The sequence below is a fragment of the Collinsella sp. AF04-24 genome (genome assembly GCF_003465685.1).
GTDB lineage: Bacteria > Actinomycetota > Coriobacteriia > Coriobacteriales > Coriobacteriaceae > Collinsella > Collinsella aerofaciens_AP.
The window spans coordinates 120,997-143,496 of sequence record NZ_QSBK01000001.1; the positions used below are offsets into that span (position 1 = coordinate 120,997).

The 22,500-nt window shown below is 60.7% G+C and carries 17 protein-coding genes; 15 read left to right on the plus strand and 2 right to left on the minus strand.

All coding sequences use genetic code 11. From position 1 onward, the window contains the following. Positions 1–368 precede the first annotated feature (368 nt). The 9 genes from DWV32_RS00550 to DWV32_RS00590 all read left to right on the plus strand — a co-directional run bounded on the left by DWV32_RS00550 (position 369) and on the right by DWV32_RS00590 (position 12,934). Positions 369–1,646 carry an ammonium transporter gene (locus DWV32_RS00550; RefSeq protein WP_117756871.1) on the plus strand — a complete coding sequence of 426 codons (1,278 nt, stop codon included), beginning with the start codon at positions 369–371 and terminating at the stop codon, positions 1,644–1,646. 156 nt (positions 1,647–1,802) lie between these two features. Further along, on the plus strand, positions 1,803–2,141 hold the full coding sequence (locus tag DWV32_RS00555; protein WP_117629936.1) for a P-II family nitrogen regulator: 339 nt from the start codon (positions 1,803–1,805) through the stop codon (positions 2,139–2,141). Between the two features lie 74 nt (positions 2,142–2,215). Then, positions 2,216–2,878, plus strand: coding sequence for a TetR/AcrR family transcriptional regulator (locus tag DWV32_RS00560; protein ID WP_158549320.1), 663 nt, complete (start codon positions 2,216–2,218; stop codon positions 2,876–2,878). 100 nt (positions 2,879–2,978) lie between these two features. Beyond that, positions 2,979–4,241 carry an MFS transporter gene (locus DWV32_RS00565; RefSeq protein ID WP_117756873.1) on the plus strand — a complete coding sequence of 421 codons (1,263 nt, stop codon included), beginning with the start codon at positions 2,979–2,981 and terminating at the stop codon, positions 4,239–4,241. Positions 4,242–4,356: 115 nt separating this feature from the next. Continuing rightward, positions 4,357–5,214 carry an HAD-IIB family hydrolase gene (locus DWV32_RS00570; protein ID WP_117756920.1) on the plus strand — a complete coding sequence of 286 codons (858 nt, stop codon included), beginning with the start codon at positions 4,357–4,359 and terminating at the stop codon, positions 5,212–5,214. 121 nt (positions 5,215–5,335) lie between these two features. Continuing rightward, a complete protein-coding gene (locus DWV32_RS00575) occupies positions 5,336–6,046 on the plus strand; it encodes a TetR/AcrR family transcriptional regulator (RefSeq protein WP_117756874.1) in 711 nt (236 codons plus the stop codon). A gap of 11 nt (positions 6,047–6,057) precedes the next feature. Then, a complete protein-coding gene (locus DWV32_RS00580) occupies positions 6,058–10,839 on the plus strand; it encodes a 2-hydroxyacyl-CoA dehydratase (protein WP_117756875.1) in 4,782 nt (1,593 codons plus the stop codon). A gap of 415 nt (positions 10,840–11,254) precedes the next feature. Then, entirely contained in the window at positions 11,255–12,214 is a 960-nt protein-coding gene (locus DWV32_RS00585; RefSeq protein ID WP_117756876.1) for a 3-hydroxyacyl-CoA dehydrogenase, read from the plus strand. Between the two features lie 270 nt (positions 12,215–12,484). Further along, a complete protein-coding gene (locus tag DWV32_RS00590) occupies positions 12,485–12,934 on the plus strand; it encodes a hypothetical protein (RefSeq protein ID WP_117637650.1) in 450 nt (149 codons plus the stop codon). 125 nt (positions 12,935–13,059) lie between these two features. On the opposite strand, the gene DWV32_RS00595 is transcribed toward DWV32_RS00590, so the two are convergent. Beyond that, a complete protein-coding gene (locus tag DWV32_RS00595) occupies positions 13,060–14,199 on the minus strand; it encodes a DUF389 domain-containing protein (RefSeq protein WP_117756877.1) in 1,140 nt (379 codons plus the stop codon). Positions 14,200–14,414: 215 nt separating this feature from the next. Next, positions 14,415–16,118 (minus strand): OPT/YSL family transporter, encoded by a 1,704-nt coding sequence (locus DWV32_RS00600; RefSeq protein WP_117756878.1) that lies wholly within the window; start codon positions 16,116–16,118, stop codon positions 14,415–14,417. Positions 16,119–16,310: 192 nt separating this feature from the next. Between DWV32_RS00600 and DWV32_RS00605 the strand changes: the two genes are divergently transcribed. From DWV32_RS00605 to DWV32_RS00630, 6 genes are all read left to right on the plus strand, one after another. Further along, complete coding sequence (locus DWV32_RS00605) at positions 16,311–17,162, plus strand: type III pantothenate kinase (RefSeq protein ID WP_117756879.1); 852 nt, start codon at positions 16,311–16,313, stop codon at positions 17,160–17,162. 81 nt (positions 17,163–17,243) lie between these two features. Further along, positions 17,244–17,768, plus strand: coding sequence for a dCMP deaminase family protein (locus DWV32_RS00610; RefSeq protein WP_117756880.1), 525 nt, complete (start codon positions 17,244–17,246; stop codon positions 17,766–17,768). Between the two features lie 172 nt (positions 17,769–17,940). Further along, positions 17,941–18,219 (plus strand): NifU family protein, encoded by a 279-nt coding sequence (locus DWV32_RS00615; protein ID WP_035137589.1) that lies wholly within the window; start codon positions 17,941–17,943, stop codon positions 18,217–18,219. A 110-nt stretch (positions 18,220–18,329) separates the two neighbouring features. Further along, the gene (gene lgt / locus DWV32_RS00620; RefSeq protein ID WP_117756881.1) at positions 18,330–19,151 is read left to right on the plus strand and encodes a prolipoprotein diacylglyceryl transferase; all 822 of its coding nucleotides are present in this window, start codon (positions 18,330–18,332) and stop codon (positions 19,149–19,151) included. A 135-nt stretch (positions 19,152–19,286) separates the two neighbouring features. Then, positions 19,287–21,470, plus strand: coding sequence for a DUF6020 family protein (locus DWV32_RS00625; protein ID WP_233540368.1), 2,184 nt, complete (start codon positions 19,287–19,289; stop codon positions 21,468–21,470). A gap of 165 nt (positions 21,471–21,635) precedes the next feature. Further along, entirely contained in the window at positions 21,636–22,442 is an 807-nt protein-coding gene (locus DWV32_RS00630; protein WP_055251993.1) for a YebC/PmpR family DNA-binding transcriptional regulator, read from the plus strand. Positions 22,443–22,500 lie beyond the last annotated feature (58 nt).

Consider the following 22,500-nt stretch of genomic DNA (forward strand, 5'->3'; position numbering starts at 1 on the left):
CTGCCCAATCGTGATTTCCCTAGGGAAAACACGCTACTGCCGCCGCCGACCGTGATTCCCTTAGGGAAAACACGCTAAAGAGCGCCTAACCGTGTTTCCCCTAGGGAAATCACGGACGAATCTGATGCGGAGTCTGCCTTGGGACTGCCTTACCTCTGCATATAGCTGATTTGAAATGCGGGCATAGATGGCCTCTCGATTTACGCGTTTCCCATTGGTTTCGCGCCCGTTGCCGCGCCGTTTCCAAGATTGCGGCACCGTTTCCATTCGACAACGCAGCGTTTAACAACGCCGTATCTGGTCTACACCAGTTGCCTCTCGGCCGCATTATGGGCGCCGACAACGTTCATGCGACCAAAGGGGAGCGAATGTACGATACGGGATCGACAACGTTTATGCTCATCTGCACCATGCTCGTGTTTTTAATGACACCGGGTCTGGCGTTTTTCTATGGCGGCCTGTCCAGGCGCAAAAATGTCATCAACACCATGCTCATGTGCTTTGGCGCCATTGGCCTGGTCGGTGTGCTGTGGATTGTTGCCAGCTGGTCGCTGGCCTACGGCGGCGACGGCTCGAGTCCGTTTACTGGAGGCCTTGACCAGCTTCTGTGCCTGCCGGTGCTCAACCAGGTGCTGCAGGCGGCCGAGGGCAACGCCGCGGACGGCGCCGTCTACCCCCAGATCATCAACATCGCCTTCCAGATGGCGTTTGCCATGATCACCGCCGCCATCGTCACGGGCAGCCTGGCCGGCCGCGTTAAGTTTGGCGCCATGACGGCTTTCCTGGGCATTTGGCTGCTCGTGGTCTATGCGCCGCTCGCCCACATGGTCTGGGGCGGCGAGGGCTCCTTTATCGGTGACATCATCGGCGCGCTCGACTTTGCCGGCGGCGACGTGGTGCACATTTCGTCCGGTCTCACGGGCCTGATTCTCTGCCTGATGCTCGGCCGTCGTCGCGGCTTTGGCATGGTGAGCTACCGTCCGCATAACGTGCCGTTTGTGGCGCTCGGCGCCGGCCTGCTTTGGTTTGGCTGGTTTGGCTTTAACGGCGGCAGCGAGTTTAAGGCCGACGCCGTGGCGGCGCTCGCCATCCTCAACACCGTGACGGCCAGCGCGGCGGGCATGGTCTCGTGGCTTGCCGTCGAGCGCGTGCACACCGGTCGCCCCACGCTGGTGGGTGCCAGCACCGGTCTGGTTGCGGGCCTTGTGGTGGTCACGCCGGGCGCGGGCTTTGTCGAGCCGTGGGCAGCGCTGATCATGGGCTTGATCGTGTCGCCCGTCTGCTACCTGGCTATCAGTCATCTCAAGGCCAAGTTTGGCTACGATGATGCGCTCGACGCGTTTGGTTGCCACGGCATCGGCGGCGTTTTGGGCGGCGTGCTCACGGGTCTGTTCTGCGTGCCGGAGCTTTCGTGGACCGGTAAGGGCGGCCTGTTCTACACGGGCGACATGTCGCTGCTCATCTCGCAAATCCTGGGCATTGTGGTGACGGTCGTCATTGTGCTGGTGCTCGATCTGGTGATCGCCACGGTGGTCAAAGCGCTGTTCCATGGCAGCCTGCGTGTGGACGAGGCAGACGAGGCGCTGGGCCTGGATGCGAGTCAGCACGGCGAGAGCGCGTATCCCTCCTTCTCGGGACTCGATTAGCGGCACGGCTTTCCCAGGCACCCGACCTTGCCCCTCAAACCGTCGCTTGCGTACCGAAGTACGCGGCGCTCCTCTTTCGGGGCAATCTCGGGCACCTGGAAAACCCGTGCCATGTGAAGGTAAATCAATTACTTTTATTGAAGAGAGGAATTCACTATGAAGAAGATTACAGCGATTGTTCGTGCCGAGAAGCTTGAGGTTCTTAAAGACGCGCTGTTTGCTGCTGATGTTCGCGGCATGACCATCAACCAGGTGCAGGGCTGCGGCGCACAGCATGGCTGGAAGGAATACGTGCGCGGCAACGAGCTGCTCGTCAACACGATCCCCAAGGTGCAGTTCACCCTCATCTGCGCCGACGAGCATGTCGACGGTATCGTTGACATTATCTGCAACGCCGCTCGCACCGGTGCCGTCGGCGACGGCAAGATTTGGGTCGAGCCGGTCGAAGAAGTCATCCGCATCCGTACCGGCGAACACGGCCCGGCCGCGGTGTAGGATCGACCGCCTGCCATCCGCAACGTTAAAATGCTGCAATGAGGCACAAGACTTGCGTTGCGGATGGGCGGATTATGGGTCGCAATAAATATCCCGAGGAGACGGTCGCGAAGATTCTCGACGCGGCACTGGAGCTATTCTGCGCACAGGGTTATGAGGGGACGAGTATTCAAGATATCGTTGACCGTCTCGACGGCATGACCAAGGGCGCTGTCTATCATCACTTCAAGAGCAAAGAAGAGATTTTCAACGCCGCGTTTGATCGGGCGATGACTCCGATTGTTGAGCACCGCCGCTCGATGCTTGGCGTCGGTAATATGACCGGAGCCCAAAAGCTCAAGCGACTGTACGCTCCCGAGTCCGTTGTTCCACAAATTGAGCTATGGGCACGTATGCGTCCTGCAGCAGATCCGGTAAAAAGCTCGCGCCTACTGGCGATGCAGTACCAGGGCTCATTTGACGAGTCGGCCGATGGCTGTCTCTTGCCAGTGATCGAGGAGGGCATCGCCGACGGCTCCATTGCGTGCGAATGCCCGCGCGAAGCGGCGGAGGCCGTATCGTTGTTGGCGAATCTTTGGCTGCTGCCATTGTTCCGTCCGCTCGAGCCCAAGGAGCGAATGCTCGCTCGCGCACAATGTTTGGCGCAGATGGCTGCCGCGGTGGGGCTCGATTTGGGTAATGAAGTGCTTCAGACAACGGCGCAGATTTGGGACGTATGGGACCGCGCCGGGTGGTAATATAGATACCAACGGTATGTAATTGATTTGTGAGGGTAGCCACGGCTGCCCTTTTCAAGTCATTAAATACATACTAGTGGTATGTATAGGGGGTGGGCTTATGGCTGGGCTGAGAGACGTCGGCGTCTCGTTGAAATCAAAAACAGTGCGGTCAATCAGGCTCGCGGAACTTCTGGTTGCGCAGCTGTGCACGTATTCGATGCTGTCGGCGCTGTGCTTTGCGTATCCACTTTACTTGTTCGATTGCAGTGGATCGTCAACGTTATATGGCGCCGTCGTGGCGACGGCGTTCATACCCGGCGTACTCGCAACTCCGGCTGGTGGGATCTTAGCGGATCGGGGAAGACACCGCGAGGTCCTCGTGTCCCTCGGCATTGCTCTGATGACTGCATCACTGCTGTCTATCCCCATGAAGCGCTCGTTGCCTCTTGCGGTCGTCGTAGTAGCGATACTTTGTGTTCAATATGGTGTTCAATCGCTGCTAAAGCCAATGCTCCAAATTGAGACGGTGCGTATGGCGGGTGAAGAGAAGGTTGAGCGGGCCACTGCATTGGTTTCGCAGATGACCATGGTGAGCAATATCTTGGGTCCTGTGGTCGGGACGGCAGTCTATGGGTGCTTTGGCATCGATGCTCTTTGCACAACCGCGTCGGTGGCGTTTGCGATTTCAGCTCTCTTGTTTGGGGTCGCACTCAAGCAAAACGCCTCATCTGAAACGATGAGAGACGGCGCGACTCGCACGACATGCCGAAACGATTTTCGGGAGTCGATTCGGTATCTGTTGCAAAATGCATTATTGGTCGCTGTGATTTTGCTTGCGGCAGTTTTGAACCTTGCGTTGGTTGGGCTAACGATTGGCGCTCCCATTATTGTTACAAAGCATCTCGGTATGCAATCGTCCTGCGTTGGGATAGTTGAGGTTGCTCTGGGCCTGGGTGGTCTTACCGGCAGTGGCTTGGTCGGCATTTGGCCGCATCGTTTTTCTTTCAATGGCATATGCCGATATGTTGCGATGATCTGTTTTGGAGTCGCGCCGATTATTGTTACGCTGCTGTTCGGCGTAGATGTATGCGTGTTCACCGTGTTTGCGGTTGGTTCGGCATGGGTCATGGTGTGGGCGAGCATTACGTCGGTTGAAATCACCGCGTTTGTTCAGCGGGTAGCGCCGACTGAGCTCTGCGGAAAAGTGCTTTCGGTCGTTTACATGGTCCTTTCCTGCGCAACGCCTATCGGCCAATTGACGTACGGGGTTGCATATGATCGATGGACACCGGCGATTGTATTCGCAGCCATGTTGGCGGTGCTGACGTTGACGACGGCTCTGTTTTATCGGCTGAAAAATCGATTGCGGCGATTGTCTTAACGCGCTGGGGCACCGTGAATTTGTGAAGGCGGTGGTACGCCGCGCCGGGACGGCATTGTTTGGACATGCCTCTCCTTCGTCTACAATATCGGGCAGACGAAGGAGAGGCATGTCCATGATCAAGATGTTCGCGAGTGACTTAGACGGAACGCTGCTGAACGCCCTGCACGAGGCGGATGGGACCATCCGCCGCGCCATTCGCGAGCTGACTGAGGCTGGCCTGCACGTGGTTCCCGCGACTGGACGCTCGACGTTGCCGATCGGCGAGCATGGCTTTACGGGCTTGGCGCTTGACGCCTGCTGCTCCAATGGATCCATCGTGCGCGACAGCCATGGCGAGGTGCTCAAGACTTGGACCATCGACCCGCAGGTCACTGAGGAACTGCTCAAGGCGTTCCCGGACATTTGCTTTGATTGCTCCACGCCCGATGGCATGTTTTCGAGCGGTTCGTTCGAGATGCATCAGGCGGGCTTTAAAAAGGACAGCCCCATCAAGCGTATTGTGATGCGCGGCATGCGTGCGCGCGGCGGGTATCACGAGGAGCAGTATTTCGACCAGTCGATCGGTGACATCCTGCGCCACGATGTATGCAAGATCAATTGTCGCGTGACCTCGCCCGAGCTGGAGCGCGACCTTAAGGCGTATCTTGCCGAGCGCTCGGACCGTGTGGTCAACGCGCCGTTCGATCCGGTGATGTTCGAGATCACGGACGTGGCGTGTAACAAGGGCGAGAGTGTGGCCTGGCTGGCGGGCTACCACGGCATTGCCGAGGACGAGGTCGCGGTTTATGGTGACGGCGGAAACGACATCGCCATGCTCAAGCGTTTCCGCCACAGCTACGCGACCAAAAACGCTAGCGATGCAGCCAAGGTCGCCGCGAGCGCAACTATCGGCAGCTGCATGGTCCACGCCGTCCCCAAACACATGCTCGCCACCATGCATAAGCAGAGCTCCCGCACCATCATCGAATAATGTGACAAAGGGACTGCCCCCTCGTCACATTCCAAATATTGCCTTTACGTGTTGGTACACACGGTGTGCAATAATACTCGCACTGTGCAATAGCGCACAGGCTGAGTAACAAGGAGGACGCTTGTCCCAGCTCGAGAAATGCGATCGCCGGTCCCTTCGCTCGCAGCGTGCCCTTCGCCAGGCACTTGCCAGCGAGCTTGCCGAAAGCGGCGACCTTTCGCGCATTAATGTCGCGTCGCTCACCGAGCGCGCTGGCCTTACGCGCCGCACGTTCTATTCGCACTACCGCGATATCCCCGACTTTATCAATCAAATCGAGGACGGCTTGCTGGCCGAGATCCGTGAGCGCATTGAGCTCATCACCGCAGCTCAGCTGCCCGATCTCTATCACAATATCGACGAGCTCGAGCCGGCGCCCGGTTCGGTTGAGCTGCTGCGTTATCTTGCGGCCAACCGCGACTTAATCGGTGCGCTGCTGGGTCCGGGCGGCGACCAGGCCTTCATTAAAAGGATCATCGACACCGCGCGTGAGGCTGTGGTGCCGCGTGCGCAGACGGGCATTTTGGGCCTGGCGCTGGGCACGTTCTTTGACTACTACGTCACCTACGTCGTGAGCGCCGAGGTTGGCATGATTCAGCGCTGGTTTGAGCGTGGGCTCACCGAATCGCCCGAGGCCATGGCGTGCATTATGACGGTGCTCGCTTTTGTTCGTCCTGGTGACCTGTATGGCCAACCCATCGATATCAACGTGCCGGAATACGGCATGAAGCTATTGAACTTGCAGCTCGAGGACGCGGCCGACACCGCCGCAACCGTCGAGTCCAACAACTAAGAGGAGAGACAATGAGCAAACTCGTCGAGGGCATCAAGGATCGTATGGTCGCTGCCGCACGCGAGGCCGCGCCCGCCGTGGTGGACGCCGCGCAGAAGGCCGCGACCGCGGCTGCCGAGAAAGTTGCCGAGGCAGTTGCCGATGCCAAGAACGCGGCAGGGGAGACGTCCATCGCTAGCGAGCTCGCCACCGCCGCTGAGCCCGTGGCCGCCGCCCACGCCCCCGAAGGCGCGATTTTCAACTCCGAGGCCGCCCGCGGCAACCTGCACCTGGGCATCGACGTGGGCTCCACCACCGTCAAGCTTGCCGTGCTCAACGATGACAACCAGATCGTCTACGCCAAGTACCAGCGCCACCACACCGACGTCCGTGCCTGCGCCCGCGATCTGTTCGAGGGCGCCGCGACTGTGCTGCCGACGGCCCAGATGACCTGCGCCATCACCGGCTCGGGCGGTCTGCTGCTGTCCCAGTGGCTCGACTTGGAGTTTGTCCAGGAGGTCATCGCCAGCAAACGCGCCGTCGAGACCCTTATCCCGGCCACCGATGTCGCCATCGAGCTGGGCGGTGAGGACGCCAAGATCATCTACTTTGACAACGGCATCGAGCAGCGCATGAACGGCACCTGCGCCGGCGGCACGGGCGCGTTCATCGATCAGATGGCCACTCTGCTGCACACCGACGCGAGCGGCCTCAACGAGCTCGCGGCCAACGCCACCACCATCTATCCCATCGCCAGCCGTTGCGGCGTCTTTGCCAAGACCGACGTGCAGCCGCTCCTCAACGAGGGCGCCCGCCCCGAGGACGTCGCCGCTTCCATCTTCCAGGCCGTCGTGACCCAGACCATCTCGGGCCTGGCGTGCGGCCGTCCCATTCGCGGTAACGTCGCCTTCCTGGGCGGCCCGCTGCAGTATCTCTCCGAGTTGCGCCACCGCTTCTACCTCACGCTCAACCTGGACGAGGAGCACCGCATTGTGCCCCAAAACGCCCACCTGTTTGTGGCGAGCGGCGCTGCCATGGCGCACGAGTCCAACAAGCTCAGCACGTTCCCGCAGCTTATCGAGGCCATCGACAGCCTGGGTGACACGCAGGGTGCCGAGGTCGAGCGCCTGGATCCGCTCTTTGCCACCGACGAGGACTTTGCCGAGTTCAAGAACCGCCACGACCAGGAAGTCGTCCCCAAGGGTAAGCTCGACGGCTACACCGGCCGCGTGTTCATCGGCATCGACGCCGGCTCCACCACCATGAAGGCCGCGCTCGTGGGCGAGGACGGCCAGCTGTTGCACACCTGGTACGGCAACAACAACGGCGACATCCTGGGCACGGCCAAGGTCATCATGGCCGATTTCTACAATCACATCCCTGCCGGCTGCACCATCGGCCACGTGACCACCACGGGCTACGGCGAGGCGCTGCTCATCGAGGCCCTCAAGGCCGATTCCGGCGAGATCGAGACCGTCGCGCACCTGCGCGGCGCCAAGGCATTCCTGCCCGGTGTCGAGTTTATCCTGGACATCGGCGGCCAGGACATGAAGTGCCTGCGCGTGAAGGACGGCGTCATCGAGCACATTATGCTCAACGAGGCCTGCTCATCGGGCTGCGGCAGCTTTATCGAGAGCTTCGCCGTGTCCATGAACATGGACGTGCGCGCGTTCGCCGATGCCGCCATCCATGCCAAGGCCCCGGTCGATTTGGGCAGCCGCTGCACGGTCTTTATGAACTCGCGCGTCAAGCAGGCGCAAAAGGAAGGTGCCACGGTGGGCGACATCGCGGCCGGCCTGTCCTATTCCGTCATCAAGAATGCCCTGTTCAAGGTCATTAAGCTGCGCGACCCCAAGGAGATCGGCAGCCAGGTGATCGTTCAGGGTGGCACCTTTATGTCCGATGCCACGCTGCGCGCATATGAGCAGCTCACCGGCGTGCACGCCGTGCGTCCCGACATCGCCGGCTGCATGGGTGCTTACGGTGCGGCCCTGCTCGCCCGCGACCGCGCCGGCGCCGACGGCACCTCGACCATCCTTTCTGCCGAGGACATCGCGCACCTCACCGTGACGCAAAAACACGTCCGCTGCGGCCGTTGCTCCAACAACTGCCAGCTCACCGTCAACGATTTTGGCGGCGGCAGGCGTTTCATTACCGGTAACCGCTGCGAGAAGGGTGCCGGCCACAAAAAGCAAAAAACCGAGGCTCCTAACCTCTTTAAAAAGAAAAACGAGCTGCTCTTTAACCGCGAGGTGCTGAGCCCCGACGAGGCCCCGCGCGGCACCGTGGGTATCCCGCGCGCACTCAACATGTACGAGAACTACCCCTTCTGGCATGCGTTCTTTACGCGCCTGGGCTTTAGCGTGCAGCTGTCCGACCAGTCGAGCAAGAAGACCTACCAGGCGGGCATCGAGTCCATGCCGTCCGAGAGCGTGTGCTATCCGGCAAAGATGAGCCACGGCCATGTGATGAACCTTATCGACCGCGATGTCGACTTCATCTGGATGCCGTGCGTGCGCTGGGAGCGCAAGGAGGATCCGACGGCTGGCAACTGCTATAACTGCCCCATCGTCATGAGCTACCCCACGGCGTTGGCACTCAACATCGACGAGATCCGCGAGCAGAACATCGAGTTCCTGTATCCGTTTGTGCCGTATCACGACAAGACCGAGCTCAAGCGCCGTCTGTACCAGGTGCTCGCCGTCGACCGTGTGGCCGATGCGCAAGCCGGTCGCGGTCGCGTGCGTGGGCCCAAGATCACGCGCTCCGAGGTCGATGCCGCTGTCAACGCTGCCTTTGAGGCCGATGCGCGTTTCCATGAGGACATCCAGACCATGGGCGAGGAGGCTCTTAAGTGGGTCGAGGACCACGGTGGCCACGGCATTGTGCTCGCCGGCCGCCCCTACCATAACGACCCCGAGATCAACCATGCCCTGCCCGAGCTTATCTCGAGCTTTGGCTTTGCGGTCTTTACCGAGGATTCGCTCGCGCACCTGGTAAAGCCTGAGCGTCCGATTCGCGTCGTCGACCAGTGGATGTACCACAGCCGCCTGTATGCCGTCGCCCGTTTTGTGACGATGCGCAACGACCTGGATCTGATCCAGCTCAATTCCTTCGGCTGTGGCCTGGACGCTCTGACCACCGACCAGGTGCAGGAAATCCTTGAGGCCAGCGGCAAGATCTACACCGTGCTCAAGATCGACGAGGTGTCCAACCTGGGCGCTGCGCGCATCCGCATCCGCTCGCTCATGGCGGCGCTCAAGGACCAGGAGGCCGAGCGCTTGGCCGAGGCTACGGCAGCGGGCGAGGCCTACGAGCAGGGCGACGCCGCGCCGGTGGCACCCTCCATGGATGCTCCCGCATTCGCGAGCCGCAAGTACACGTTCGAGGCGCAGCGTGAGAGCGCCTCGACCGCATGGCCCAAGGTGCCCTTTACCGAGCAGATGCGCGAGGAGGGTTACACCATCCTGTGCCCGCAGATGGCGCCGATCCACTTTGACCTGGTCAAAGAGGTGTTCCGCGGTGCCGGCTACAACCTGGAGCTGCTGCCCTCGACTGACCACGATGCCGTCGAGGCCGGTCTGCGCTATGTGAACAACGACATCTGCTATCCGTCGATCCTGGTGACGGGTCAGATCATGGAGGCCATCGAGAGCGGTCGGTACGACCTGTCCAAGACAGCCGTGGTCATCAGCCAGACCGGCGGTGGCTGCCGTGCCACCAACTACATCGCGCTTATCCGCAAGGCCCTGCGCGAGAGCGGCCACCCCGAGATTCCGGTGATCTCGCTTTCGGCCGTGGCGCTGGGCGAGGACAACCCCGGCTTTAAGATTACGCCGGCGCTGCTTAAGCAGGCAGTCTACGCGGTGCTCTTTGGCGACGTGATGATGCAGATGCTCTATCGTTGCCGCCCGTACGAGGCAACGCCCGGTGCGGCGAACGCACTCTACGAGGAGTACATGGCGCGCGCCCGCAAGCTGGCGCCCAAGTTCAACAGGCATAACTACACCAAGCTGTGCCGCGAGGCCATCCGCGCGTTCGATACCATGCCGCTTGTGGGCGAGGGCACCAAGCCGCGCGTGGGCGTGGTCGGCGAGATCTTGGTCAAGTTCCATCCCACGGCCAACAACCACGTGGTCGACGTCATCGAGCGCGAGGGTTGCGAGGCTGTGGTGCCGGGCCTGCTCGACTTCTTCCTCTACTCCATGAGTAACGCCGAACTGCAGAAGGACGAGCTGGGCAGCTCCGCCACGACGCGTGCGGGCATGCAAGCGCTCATCAAGCTCGTGGACTGGATGCGTACGCCGGTGGAAGAGATGCTCGAGAAGTCCCGTCGCTTTGAGGCGCCCGAGCGCATCGGTGCCATGGCCGACAAGGCCCGCACGGTGCTTTCGGTGTGCAACAACATGGGCGAGGGCTGGTTGCTCACGGCCGAGATGCTCGACCTGATCGACCATGGTGCGCCCAACATCATCTGCACGCAGCCCTTTGCGTGCCTGCCCAACCACGTGGTGGGCAAGGCCGTGATCAAGGAGCTGCGCCGCCAGCATCCCGAGAGCAACATCGTCGCTGTGGACTACGATCCCGGTGCGTCCGAGGTCAACCAGCTCAACCGCATTAAACTCATGATCAGCGTGGCCAAGGAGAACATGCGCGCCGGTAAGGGCTTTAAGCTCGAGAAGGTGGCGCCGCTCGCGATGGACGAGGTCACTGGCCAGATGCGTGCCCACGACGGCTGCGCGAGCTGCGGACCGGCCAGCGAGGAAGCCGTTGCGTCGGTCGCCGAGCGTCTGGGACGCGGCATTAAGAAGTAACTGGCCTGCTATGGGCTAGATATGAGACAAACGGGCGGTAGCGTATCGACTACCACCCGTTTTTGCTGGACATATGTTGCGTAAATGCCCCAACTATCACCCTTTGCGAACTTAGATTTCGGAAGTATGCGGCAAAATCTGAATAGGCCGAGCACACCGGATATGTCCAAGCTCTGTACCTGCGGTTTTATTGGCGAAAAACCAGGATGTGCTCAAGAGTTCCGGAATTTGCCGCATACTTCCAAAAACGACGTCTCGGTGGCACCAAAAACTGTCCTCGGAACCCTGAGATAATGAACATATGTAGCCGTTTGCCGCGAAATACCGCCCGTTTATAGAACCCACCCCCAGCGTGCGTCATCCTTACGGTTGAATAAATACACATCTATGGAATTACGTAAGAGAGGACCGTTCCATGAGCTACAAGACCGTTTGTGTTGCCGGCGGCGGCGTGTTGGGAAGCCAGATTGCCTTTCAGGCTGCCTACTGCGGCTTTGATGTAACGATTTGGCTGCGCAGCGAGGGCAGCATCGGCCGCACCCAGCCCAAGATCGATCGCGTGCGCAAGGAGTACATCGCGGCAATCGAGGGCATGGCGGACGGTACGGGCGAGTGGTGCGCCGGTATCGCCGATGGCACCCAGCCCTTCGACAAGGAAGCGGCGCTCGCCGCCGTCGAGCGTGCCTACTCCACACTCAAGCTGGAGCTCGATCTTGCCAAGGCCGTGGCCGACGCCGACCTGGTCATCGAGTCTATGGCCGAGGACACCCAGGCAAAGATCGACTTCTACAAGAAGCTCGCCCCGGTTCTGCCGCAAAAGACCGTCATCGTGACCAACTCATCCACGCTGCTGCCGAGCACCTTTGCCAAGTACACCGGCCGTCCCGAGAAGTACCTGTCGCTGCACTTTGCCAACTCTATCTGGAAGAACAACATGACCGAGGTCATGGCACAGGACCAAACCGACAAGCGCTACTTCGACGAGCTCGTCGACTTCGCCAACGACATCCGCATGCTTGCCCTGCCCGTCAACAAGGAAAAGAACGGCTACCTGCTCAACTCCATGCTGGTACCGTGGTTGCTTTCGGGTCTTGACCTGTACGTTTCGGGCGTGAGCGACCCCAAGAGCATTGACCTCGCATGGACGCGTGGCACCGGCGCTCCCAAGGGCCCGTTCCGCGTATTCGACACGGTGGGTATCCAGACGGCCTACAACATCGTCATGCAGTATCAGAAGGTGCCGGGCTTGGTGAGCCCGCTGCTCAAGAAGATGATGATGCCCTACAACTTTAAGGCTATGGCGTCCGTCCTCAAGAAGATGCTCGACGAAGGTAAGCTGGGCGAAAGCTCGGGCGAGGGCTTCTTTACGTACTAAAAATGATCTCTTGGGGGCGGAAGCGTTGGGGATCTACGGTAGTATGCGACAAGATCTGAATAGGTCGAGCAAGAGCCGTAGCGCGCGTTGACGTTTGGCCAATAGAACGCAAAAATGCACCGTTCGCCGATACTCCTCTCGCGAGTGGTTGCCATATGGTTTGATGTTGTAAACATATGATTGCCGGCAGGCCGTAGGTGACGTTCGTCATGATACCGGAGGTACCAAGTATGTTTTGCACTCCGTTAAACAAGTATCGGGCTGGTTGACATGAACCGCCGTACTATCTCGATAGCCCTCGCAGTGGTCTGCCTGGCTGTGCTCCTGGGCGCTGCAGGGCAGTTTGCTATAAATCGAGAAACATCCTATATGCAGGAATGCGTTTCCGAAGGCTTTGCCATTGATGGTTACTATCGGGATGACGAAACAAGTCGGGAAACCCTGGCTTTTCTTGAGGAGGACAACTGTCGATGGCAGCTGGTCGACCAAGACGGAATCTGCACAGACGGGCAGTTTAAGCGTACGGATGACCCCAACATCCTGATATTAAAGAAGGAAAACGGCGAAGAATTCGGTGCGGTCCACGTGGCGTATATTTCGCGCCGACGCGATCAGGGCTTGCTCTACCTATTTAGAGATACCAGGGTGACCCGTTTTTATCTGGTGAGTACCGGTCCGGCGTTTACAGTGGAGTCTGGCGATGTCGATGCGGACAGATGATTCACGGCAATAAATCAGCGAGCGGAGCGCGGCCATGGACCGCGCCCCGCTATTTGCTCGTGGCCCGCGTCACGTCTGCGCCATGTCGTGACTCGCGGCTGCGCGCATCCATCCCACGTCGCGTATTACTGCACATCAAACTCCACGCGATCGAGCTCGGGCACATTGAGGTCGATGAGCTTGCGGGCTACACGGCGGTCGTGTGCCCCAAGCGCCTCGCTTGTCGTCACGTGGGCGACAACCTCGCGCTCGACAAGGCCCTCCTCCTCGCCTTCGGTGGCCGAGGTCTCGACGGCAACGGTGTAATCCTTAAAGCCCGGCAGCACCGCGGCAAGCTCGCGCGTGGTTTCGGTGACGCCGTAGCCGTCCTGCACGCCGGCCTGTGCCGAGCCAATGGACCCCGCGGTCATGACGATGCAGGGGATGGCAAAGATCACCGTACCCACGATGATGCGGCGGCGCACCTTGTGTGACAGCTCATCGACCTCGGCATTTTCCTCGGCGGTCACAATGCCGTCGCCGTTGAGGTCGCGCTTGAGCGGCACGCGCAAAAGAAGTAGTACGGCTTCGGCCGCCAGCGCGATAAAGACGACGTTGATGCCAAACTCGTAGAGGGCCGAGAGAAACAGCGACCCGCTCGCGATGGCGATGCCATAGCCCGCCGCGCACAGGGGCGGCATGAGCGCGGTCGCCACGGCCACGCCGGCGATGAGCGTGGCGGGTTCCTGGTCGCGCGAGTTGCCCAGTCCGCCCGCAAAGCCGCCCGCGAGCGCGACGGCAAGGTCCCACACAGTCGGTGTCGAGTTGTCGATGATGGCGGCCGTGGTGGTGCCAAGGGGCGAGAGCTTAAAGTACAGCGTGGACGTGATTAGACAAAAGACCATCTGCAGCGCGAGGCCGGCAATTGCCTCGACGGCAATCTCGCGGTCGAGCGTGGCGATGCCGTATGCCATGGCAAGGACCGAGCCCATGAGCGGACAGATGAGCATGGCGCCCACGATGGCAATGTCCGAGTCGATATCGAGGCCGATGCTCGCGATCAACATGGCAATGATCAGGATGCATAAGTGCGAGCCAGTCAGGCGCGCCCCGTTTACAAAGCGCTTGCGAATCACGTGATAGGGCGCGCGTCCCTCGCGTATGTTGAACGCCTGCTTAAGGAAACGGGTGGCATTCTCCATGGCCTCGCTGTGTGCAGGGCGTATACCGTGACGACGATGATGACGCTCGCGCAGCCGCTTGATCTGTTGTTTGTCGAGTTCCATGCTTACCTCGTTTAGCTTCTGAGCCGCTTCTTGCGTCTGTCGTCTTTACTCTACACCGCGTTAGGCGAGGTGTCAGACAAGGTTTGTTGACCTGGAAGTCAGGACAATCGACATGGCTAAAACGCCGTGAGGATCATAAGAGTCAAATAGACAAAAAAGCGCGGGGCCGGTTTGATTCCGACCCCGCGCTCTGCGCTGGCGCGTTGTTGTTCGGCCTACCCCAGCAGGCTTAAGCCCACGGAGACAAACGCCAGGATAACGCCGACGATGGACTCGCCGCCCAGCAGGCCGCTGGCGACAACCAGGCCCTGCTCCTGGAAGGCGGCGTCCTTGGCAGCCTTCTCCTCGTCCGAAAGACCGGCAGTGGCGTCGCGGCGTGCGGCCCACTTGTCGTAGGCGAGCTTGACGCAGGAGCCCAGGAATGCCGTGAGTGACATGTAGAACGGCAGGTACACGCCCAGGCCGATCATCATGGCCGGAATGCCGAGCCAGTACATGACGATGCCGGCGATAAAGCCGCCAACGAACCACGGCACGCTTGGGATGCCCGAGACCATGGTGGCGACAACGCTTGCCTGCGCGGCAACAAAGCTCTTGTCGGGGCCAAAGGCGTCCGGGCCATAGGCGGTGACGAGCGCGACCATGACGGCTGCGGCGACCAGGGCGCCCACGATGCCGCCGATGGCCTGGCCGATCCACTGTGCACGCGGGTTGGTGCCCAGCACGGCGCCGGCTTTAAAGTCGTTCATGACGTCGCCCGCAAGGCCGCACGCCACGGCTACGATGCCGGCGATAAAGAACAGCTTGACCTGAGCGATCTGTGCGAAGGCAGCCACGATGAGCATGACGATGAGGCCAAAGATCTCCATGGGGTCGATGCCCGTCTGGCCGCAGCTCTGTGCGCTCATAATGGTAGTGACAAAGGTGAACAGCGTCACGATGACGGCCGGGACGGGACCAAGGTCGAGCGCGATGGCGACGATCACGGCGATGGCGGCAGCGCCCAGGCCGATGATGCCGGCGTCGAGCTTAAGGGAGCCCGAGATGAGCGACTGCTCGTCGGTGTCGGTGGAGCTGTCGGCGGCAAGACCGCGGACGATGCCGGCGACCTGCGGCAGGATGTCCTTGAGGACGACGGCGACGCCAAAGCCCATCATGAGGCCCATGCCGAGCGATTTGACGATGCCTTGCGCAGTCACAACGTCGAATAGACCGGCAGCGGTGCCGCCCACGATGATGCCAAAGTTACCTAGCAGCGCGCCGGCAAACCAGAAGGCAACCGGGGCGAAGCCAACCAAAAAGCCGATGGAGAGCAGCATGGGCGAGTTATAGATGGCAAAGGTCACGCCGGGGATATTGAGCGTGCACAGCATGCTGGGCACCACGCCCAGAGCGTCGCGAAGCACGCTGTAGATGCCTGCGATGGCCATGGAGCCAAAGAGCTGCTTGCCGGTCTTGCCGCCGGCCTCGGTGGCGCGCAGTGTCTGAGCTGCGGCATTGCCGGTGGGAAACTCCAGCGCGGCGTCCACGATAAAGTGGCGGTGGATGAGCGCCGTTGCCAGCAGGCCCAAGATGGTGCCGACGAGTGCCACGATAAACATGTCGAGCCAGCTGATCTGGTCGGCATAGCCCAGCATCCAGGCGCCCGGGATGGTAAACGCCAGGCCGCCGGCGACCATGGCGCCTGCGGACATGATGGTATGGGTGACGTTTGCCTCGTTGAGGCTGGCGTTGCCCATGAGCTTCAGGAAGAACAGCGAGATGACGGCAGCGAAGACGATCGGCCAGGGGAGTGCACCCATCTTGAGGGCCGTGTAGGCCGAGCTTGCCGTGATGATCACGCAGCCAAGGACGCCTATGACGACGCCGCGCAGCGTGAGTTGCCCGCGCATCGAAGCGCGGTTCGAGGGATTGCTCATATAGAACTCCTTTGCGTATATCCGCTTCCCCCGGGAGCGCCGTTACGGATACGGCGCGGGAAGTCGGGTTACCAAGGGCCGCCGCGTGAGCTCGCAAACGACCGCGCACCAGTATAGCCGCAAGCTAGTCATTTTGGGATGACTGGTTTAGGTAGGCGATATACTGCTGGGCAGACGAAAGGAGCGCCGACGATGCTTAATGGGTGCGCATATATATTGACGGTCGACGTGGGCAACACGTTCATTCGCTTTGGCCTGTTTGCAGAGGATTCGGCCGCGGCGCAGGAATGTCCGCTTGCGACATGCGAGATCACGACGCCGTCGAGCATTACGGCCGACGAGGCACGCATGCGACTTGTACAGGTCATGGGCGCGCTCGCCGCCGATGCAGGTGTGCCCGGGGTGCTTGCACCCGCCGCGGCCGTGCTGAGCTGTGTAGTCCCGGCGCTCGAGCGCCCGTGGAAGGCGGCACTTTCCCGCACCTGCACGGGGCGCGTGCTCACCGTGGGGCCGGGACTTAAGACCGGCATACCCGTGCACTACGACGATCCGGCCGAGATCGGTCCCGACCGCATCGCCGATGCCGTGGCGGCCCGCGCCGTCTACGGCTCGCCGTGCATCGTGATTGACCTGGGCACGACGACCAATATCGAGGTCATCGACGCGCACGGTACCTTTGTGGGCGGCGTTATCGCGCCAGGCCTGGCCCTCGGCGCCCGTTCGCTTTCGGCGGCAGCAGCGCGCCTACCCCAGGTTGAGCCCTCGGCGCCAACGCACGTCATCGGACGCAACACGCGCGAGGCCATGCGCTCGGGTGTGGTTTTGGGCGAGGTAGCCCGCATCGACGGAATGCTCGACATGGTGCTTGCCGAGATGCGCGCGACCAAGGCCGCGGGGGAGGGCGATGTGCCCATCGTCATTACCGGCGACGATGCCGAGGCACTTGCGGCGCTGGTCGGCCATAGCCTGACGGTAGACGACGCGCTGACGTTGCGGGGTCTCGCCGAGCTCTACCGCATCAGCCAAAAGCCCCGCCGCGCGTAGGGCGAGGGGCTGTGGGATAAGCGCCCCCACCTTTCACCTGCTACAATGGGCCAAACTATTGCGATTGCGGAGGTGTCTGCCATGTCGGACGATCTTCATCAAACCGCGTCGGGCAAGCGCCGCGACGTTATTAGCTGGGACGAGTTCTTTATGAGCGTGGCCATCGCCGCACAGCGCCGCAGCAAGGACCCCAACACGCAGGTGGGTGCGTGCATCGCCAGCACCAACCACCGTATCCTTTCGGTGGGCTACAACGGTACGCCCTCGGCGCTCAACGACGACTTTTTCCCGTGGGGTACGAGCGACGACCCGCTGCAGGACAAGCACAACTACGTGGTCCATGCCGAGGCCAACGCCGTGCTCAACTACCGTGGCTCGCTCAAGGACCTCGAGGGTTCCACGGTCTACGTCACGCTGTTCCCGTGCCACGACTGCGCCAAGATTTTGGCGCAGGTGGGCGTGGGCGAGGTTGTCTACCTGGACAACAAGTACGCCGACACCGATGACGGACGCATCAGCCGCCGCATCCTCGACTCCTGCGGCATTAGCTACCGCCAGGTTATCGTCGATGTTCACATCGGCACCGAGGGGCAGGCTCAGCAGTAGCGCGTGGCAACGCCAGCTGGCAACAAAAGGCAGCCAAAAGAGCCCCGTCCCAAATTGACTACTCGTGAAAGTCGCGTCTGCGCGCATGGACGGCTCGTGAGCGGGTACACGGCTGTAGTAACATAGCTTCTGTCCGCGGGCGCGCCCGCGTAATTGTGAGAAAGGAGCCCCTGTGGCTGTTAACGAAGAGCTGCTTAAGAAGGTTCTTGAAGAGATTCGCCCCAACCTGCAGGCCGACGGCGGCGATATGGAGTATGTGGGCGTTGACGACGAGGGCGTCGTCAAACTGGAGCTGCAGGGCGCTTGCGCCGGCTGCCCCATGAGCTCGCTGACCCTGTCCATGGGTATTGAGCGTATCCTCAAGGAGCATGTGCCCGGCGTTACCCGTGTCGAGCAGGTCAATGCCTCCGGCGAGGCCGAGGACCTGTACGACGAGTACGCGCCGTTCTAAGCTGCGAAAGCTGCGGACGGCATACTCCGCATAGACGTTACGCCCAAATATGCGGCTGCGAGCGCAAGGCCCGCGGCCGCATTTGGTATGTAGGGAGTAGGAGGGTCGACATGCTCAACGACTTCTACCATATGCTTGATCCCGTCGCGATTTCGGCGGGGCCCATCACGATTTACTGGTATGGTCTGGCCTATGTGGTCGGCGCCCTGCTCACGGCGGTCGTCATGTACCGCACGCAGCGTCGCTGGGGCTTTAACATCACGATTGACGACCTGACGAGTGTCGTGGTCGGCGCGGTCTTTGGCCTCATCATCGGCGCGCGCCTGTTTTACGTCGTCTTTTACGGCGATGGCTACTATTGGACCCACCCGCTCGAGATCTTTGCCACCAACGAGGGCGGCATGAGCTTCCACGGCGGCCTGGTGGGCGGCATCTTGGGCGGCATCATCGTGTGTCGCATGTATAAGCTCGACGCCTGGACCGTCGCCGACCTTGCCGTGATCGGCGCCCCGCTGGCCCTGTGCCTGGGCCGTTGTGCCAATTTCGTCAACGGCGAGCTGTGGGGTAAGCCGACCGATCTGCCTTGGGGTGTGGTCTTTGGCGGCACTGCGGGCGATATGCCGCGCCATCCCTCCCAGCTCTATGAGGCGTTTCTAGAGGGCATCGTGCTCTTTTGCATCCTACAGGTGCTCAGTCGCAAAAAGCCGCTGCTGCCCCAGGGCACGTTTATGGGCGTGTTCGTGATGGGGTACGGCATCGTCCGCTTTCTCGTTGAGTTCGTGCGCGTGCCCGATGCCCAGCTGGGCTATCTGCTGGGAGGCGTTATCACCATGGGCCAGCTGCTGAGTTTGCCGCTCGTGATTGCCGGCCTGGTGCTCATCATCTTCGCCCTACACCGCAATCGCCCCCAGCGCATCTACCTCGACGTCTAACCACCACAAAGGGGACAGGCACCTTTGTGGTGGTTTGCTAGGCAACGATGACAGGACCGTAACGTTTTCCCAGATAAAACCTGCCAAAATAAACCTGTCCCTTTTTGGCGGGTTTCTAGAAAGGCTCTTTGGACTGTGAAGGATTCCGACCTCTCCACAACGGCTGCGCGCGACGCTGCCCGCATCGTCTGGTTTAAGCGCTACCCCGCCAAGCAGACGCTCATCGCATTTCTGCTCGCGCTGTTGGCGACCACGGCGTTTTCCATCGATCCCGCGCCGGTCTCGAGCAACGCAGTCTTGGCGATTGACCCCAAAGCCTCGGGCATGCTGTACGTGTGCTACGAGGTGCTCCTCTCGTTTGCCGGCCATACCGACGCGGTCATGCTGCTTGCGCTTGCCTGCCTGCTCACTCTGCCGTTTCGCTACGTATTCTTTGGCCGCGGCGATGCTTGGCGTCCTTCGGTGATCCTTCCGTCGCTGTTCTTTGCCGTCTGCATGGTGTTTGGCCGCAGCTACGACCTCACCGATTCTGCCGAGATCGTACTCGGCGACAAGGCTCGCATCATCTGCGCCTGGATAGGCGGTGCGGGCTGGATGCTCTTGGCGGTCGTTGCCTTCTACCTGGCTTTTGAGTGTCTAGATTGGCTGAGCTCTCGGCGCATTCCGTTTTCCGAAGCGCACTTTGGCCGCGTATGGCGTATGGCTCACGCCGCGCTCTCGGTCCATCCCTTTGCCGGGCCCTTCCTGGTGCTTATGGTCGCCTGGGCGCCCACGCTCATCGCTTCGCTGCCCGGCCTTTTTATGGGAGATACGGGTGCGCAGATTCGCCAGTGGTTCAACTACCCCAACGGCACGAGTGACTACCTGCGTCTGCTCAATCCCAATGTGTTGCTCAACGGACATCACCCCGTGGTGCACACGGCTATCATCGGTTCGTGCGTCCAGCTGGGGCTTTCACTGTTCAACAGTGCCAACGCAGGTCTTGCCATCTACACCTGCGCTCAGTTCGTCATTACGGCCGCCTGCATGGCCTATTCCATCTCGTCGCTGCGCAAGCTGGGCGTGAGCTTGCCGATCCGCGGCGTGATCTTGCTGTTCTTTGTGTTTATGCCCATGTTCTCCAACTACGCGGCCCTGCTTACCAAAGATGTGCTGTTTGCCGACGCGTTTTTGGTGCTGTTGGTGCAGACCGTGAAGCTCGTGGCCTGCGGCCTGCCCCGTCGCGATGCCAATGCCGAGCGTGCGGGCGAACAGAGGCCCGTGCTCTTTGCGCGCCATGACTGGCTGCTGCTCGCTCTGGGTGCCATGGGTTCCACGTTTCTGCGCAACGGCGGCCTGGTGTTTCCCCTGGCGGCATGCGTAATCGCGGCGGCGTTTTGCGCATGGGACGCGCATGTGGCTCGTCGTGCAGTCAAGCAGGCCGGTGCTGCGCCTTCGGGCGCCATCTCGCGTTTCCGCTGGGTGGGAGTTCTTGCGGTGCTTGGACTCTGCCTTGCCTCTAATATGTACTTCACCAAGGTCTTTATGCCGGCGCACGACATTACGCCTGGTTCCAAGCGCGAAATCCTCTCGATTCCGTTCCAGCAGACGGCTCGTTTTGTCCAAAAGCACGACGGCCTCAACTCGGGTGTCAACCCTACGGTTAAGGAGGACGGTACTATCGTGGAGGCTCCTTGCGACGGCTTGGTGACCGACGATGAGCGTGCCGTGATCGACCGTGTGCTCAAGTACGACAATCTGGGCCGCCGCTACAACCCGGATAAGTCGGACGCCGTCAAAAATTGCTTTAACGAGTACGCCTCGCAGGAGGACATCAAGGCCTATTTTGAGGTCTGGGCGCAGATGTTCAAAAAGGATCCCGAGTGCTACATCTCGGCGCTCATCAATAACTACTACGGCTACTTTTATCCGAGTGCCCGCGATGCGTGGGTCTACAGCACGGCGCGCAGTGCCGAGATTATGGCGAAGCCCGATAACCTCAAGTACTTTGACTTCCATCCGGTCGATAGCAAGGTTGTGCGCTGGTGCGACCACCTGATCAACCTGTATCGCGTGGCGGTGCAGCGCATTCCGTTTATCTCGCTCACCATGAGCTCGGCCACCTATGTGTGGATTATGATCGCCGTGGTGGTCTACCTGTTGCGCCGCCATTCGTGGCGCGGGCTGGCCATTTGGGTGCCGCTGCTGGGCGTGCTCGCCGTGTGTCTGATCGGTCCCTGCAACGGTTCGACCTATATGCGCTACCTGTATCCGGTTATCGCCTGCATGCCCTTTGCCATCGGCGCCACCATCACTCGCAGCGACCTTCTCTGGTCCTAATTTGGTGCAAAGGGGACAGGTTGCTTTGCACCAAAGGATGGCATCATCACGACGCCTTCATTTTGGGGTTTATCTCGCAGGCCAGTAGGTATATCATAACGACGTTTGTTTATATTGCCCGAGCATCTGCGCTGGGCTTTAGGTCAAAACCGATAGGAGACACGTATGTCCGGACACTCTAAGTGGGCCACAACCAAGCATCGTAAGGGCGCGCAGGACGCCAAGCGTTCCGCCCTCTTCTCCAAGCTGAGCCGCAACATCACCGTTGCTGCCCGTCTCGGCGGTGACCCGCTGCCCGAGAACAACGCCAGCCTCGCCGCTGCCGTTGCTAAGGCCAAGGCTCAGTCCATGCCCAAGGACAAGATCAAGTCCGCTATCGACAAGGCCTTTGGTTCGGGTGCCGATGCCGCCGTCTACGAGAACATCGTGTACGAGGGCTATGGTCCCGCCGGTGTCGCCGTCTATGTTGACTGCCTGACCGACAACCGCAACCGTACCGCCGCTGATGTCCGTTCCGCCTTCTCCCACGCTGGTGGCAACCTGGGCACCTCCGGCTCTGTCGCCTTCCAGTTTGAGCGCAAGGGCCAGATCGTCGTCGCCAAGGAGATCCTGGACGAGAACGCCAAGAAGGAGACCATGATCGCCAACGGTGCTGCCGGTGACGAGGATGAGTTCATGATGGCCATCGCCGAGGCTGGTGGCGAGGACTACGAGGACGCCGGCGAGGAGTGGATCGTCTGGACCGCTGCTAACGACGTCATGGCTGTCTCCAAGGCACTCGAGGAGCAGGGCGTCCAGGTCAAGGGTTCCGAGACCACCATGGTTCCGACCACTCCGACCGAGGTCTCCGGTACCGACGCCAAGAAGGTTCAGCGCCTCATCGACCGTCTCGAGGAGCTCGACGACGTCCAGGACGTCTACAGCACCATGGACATGACCGACGAGGTCATCGCTGCCCTCGAGGAGGAGTAGCGCCTGCACGGGTTAAGCCGTGCATATCTGGGCATAATGAAGCGAGCATGCAAGCCTC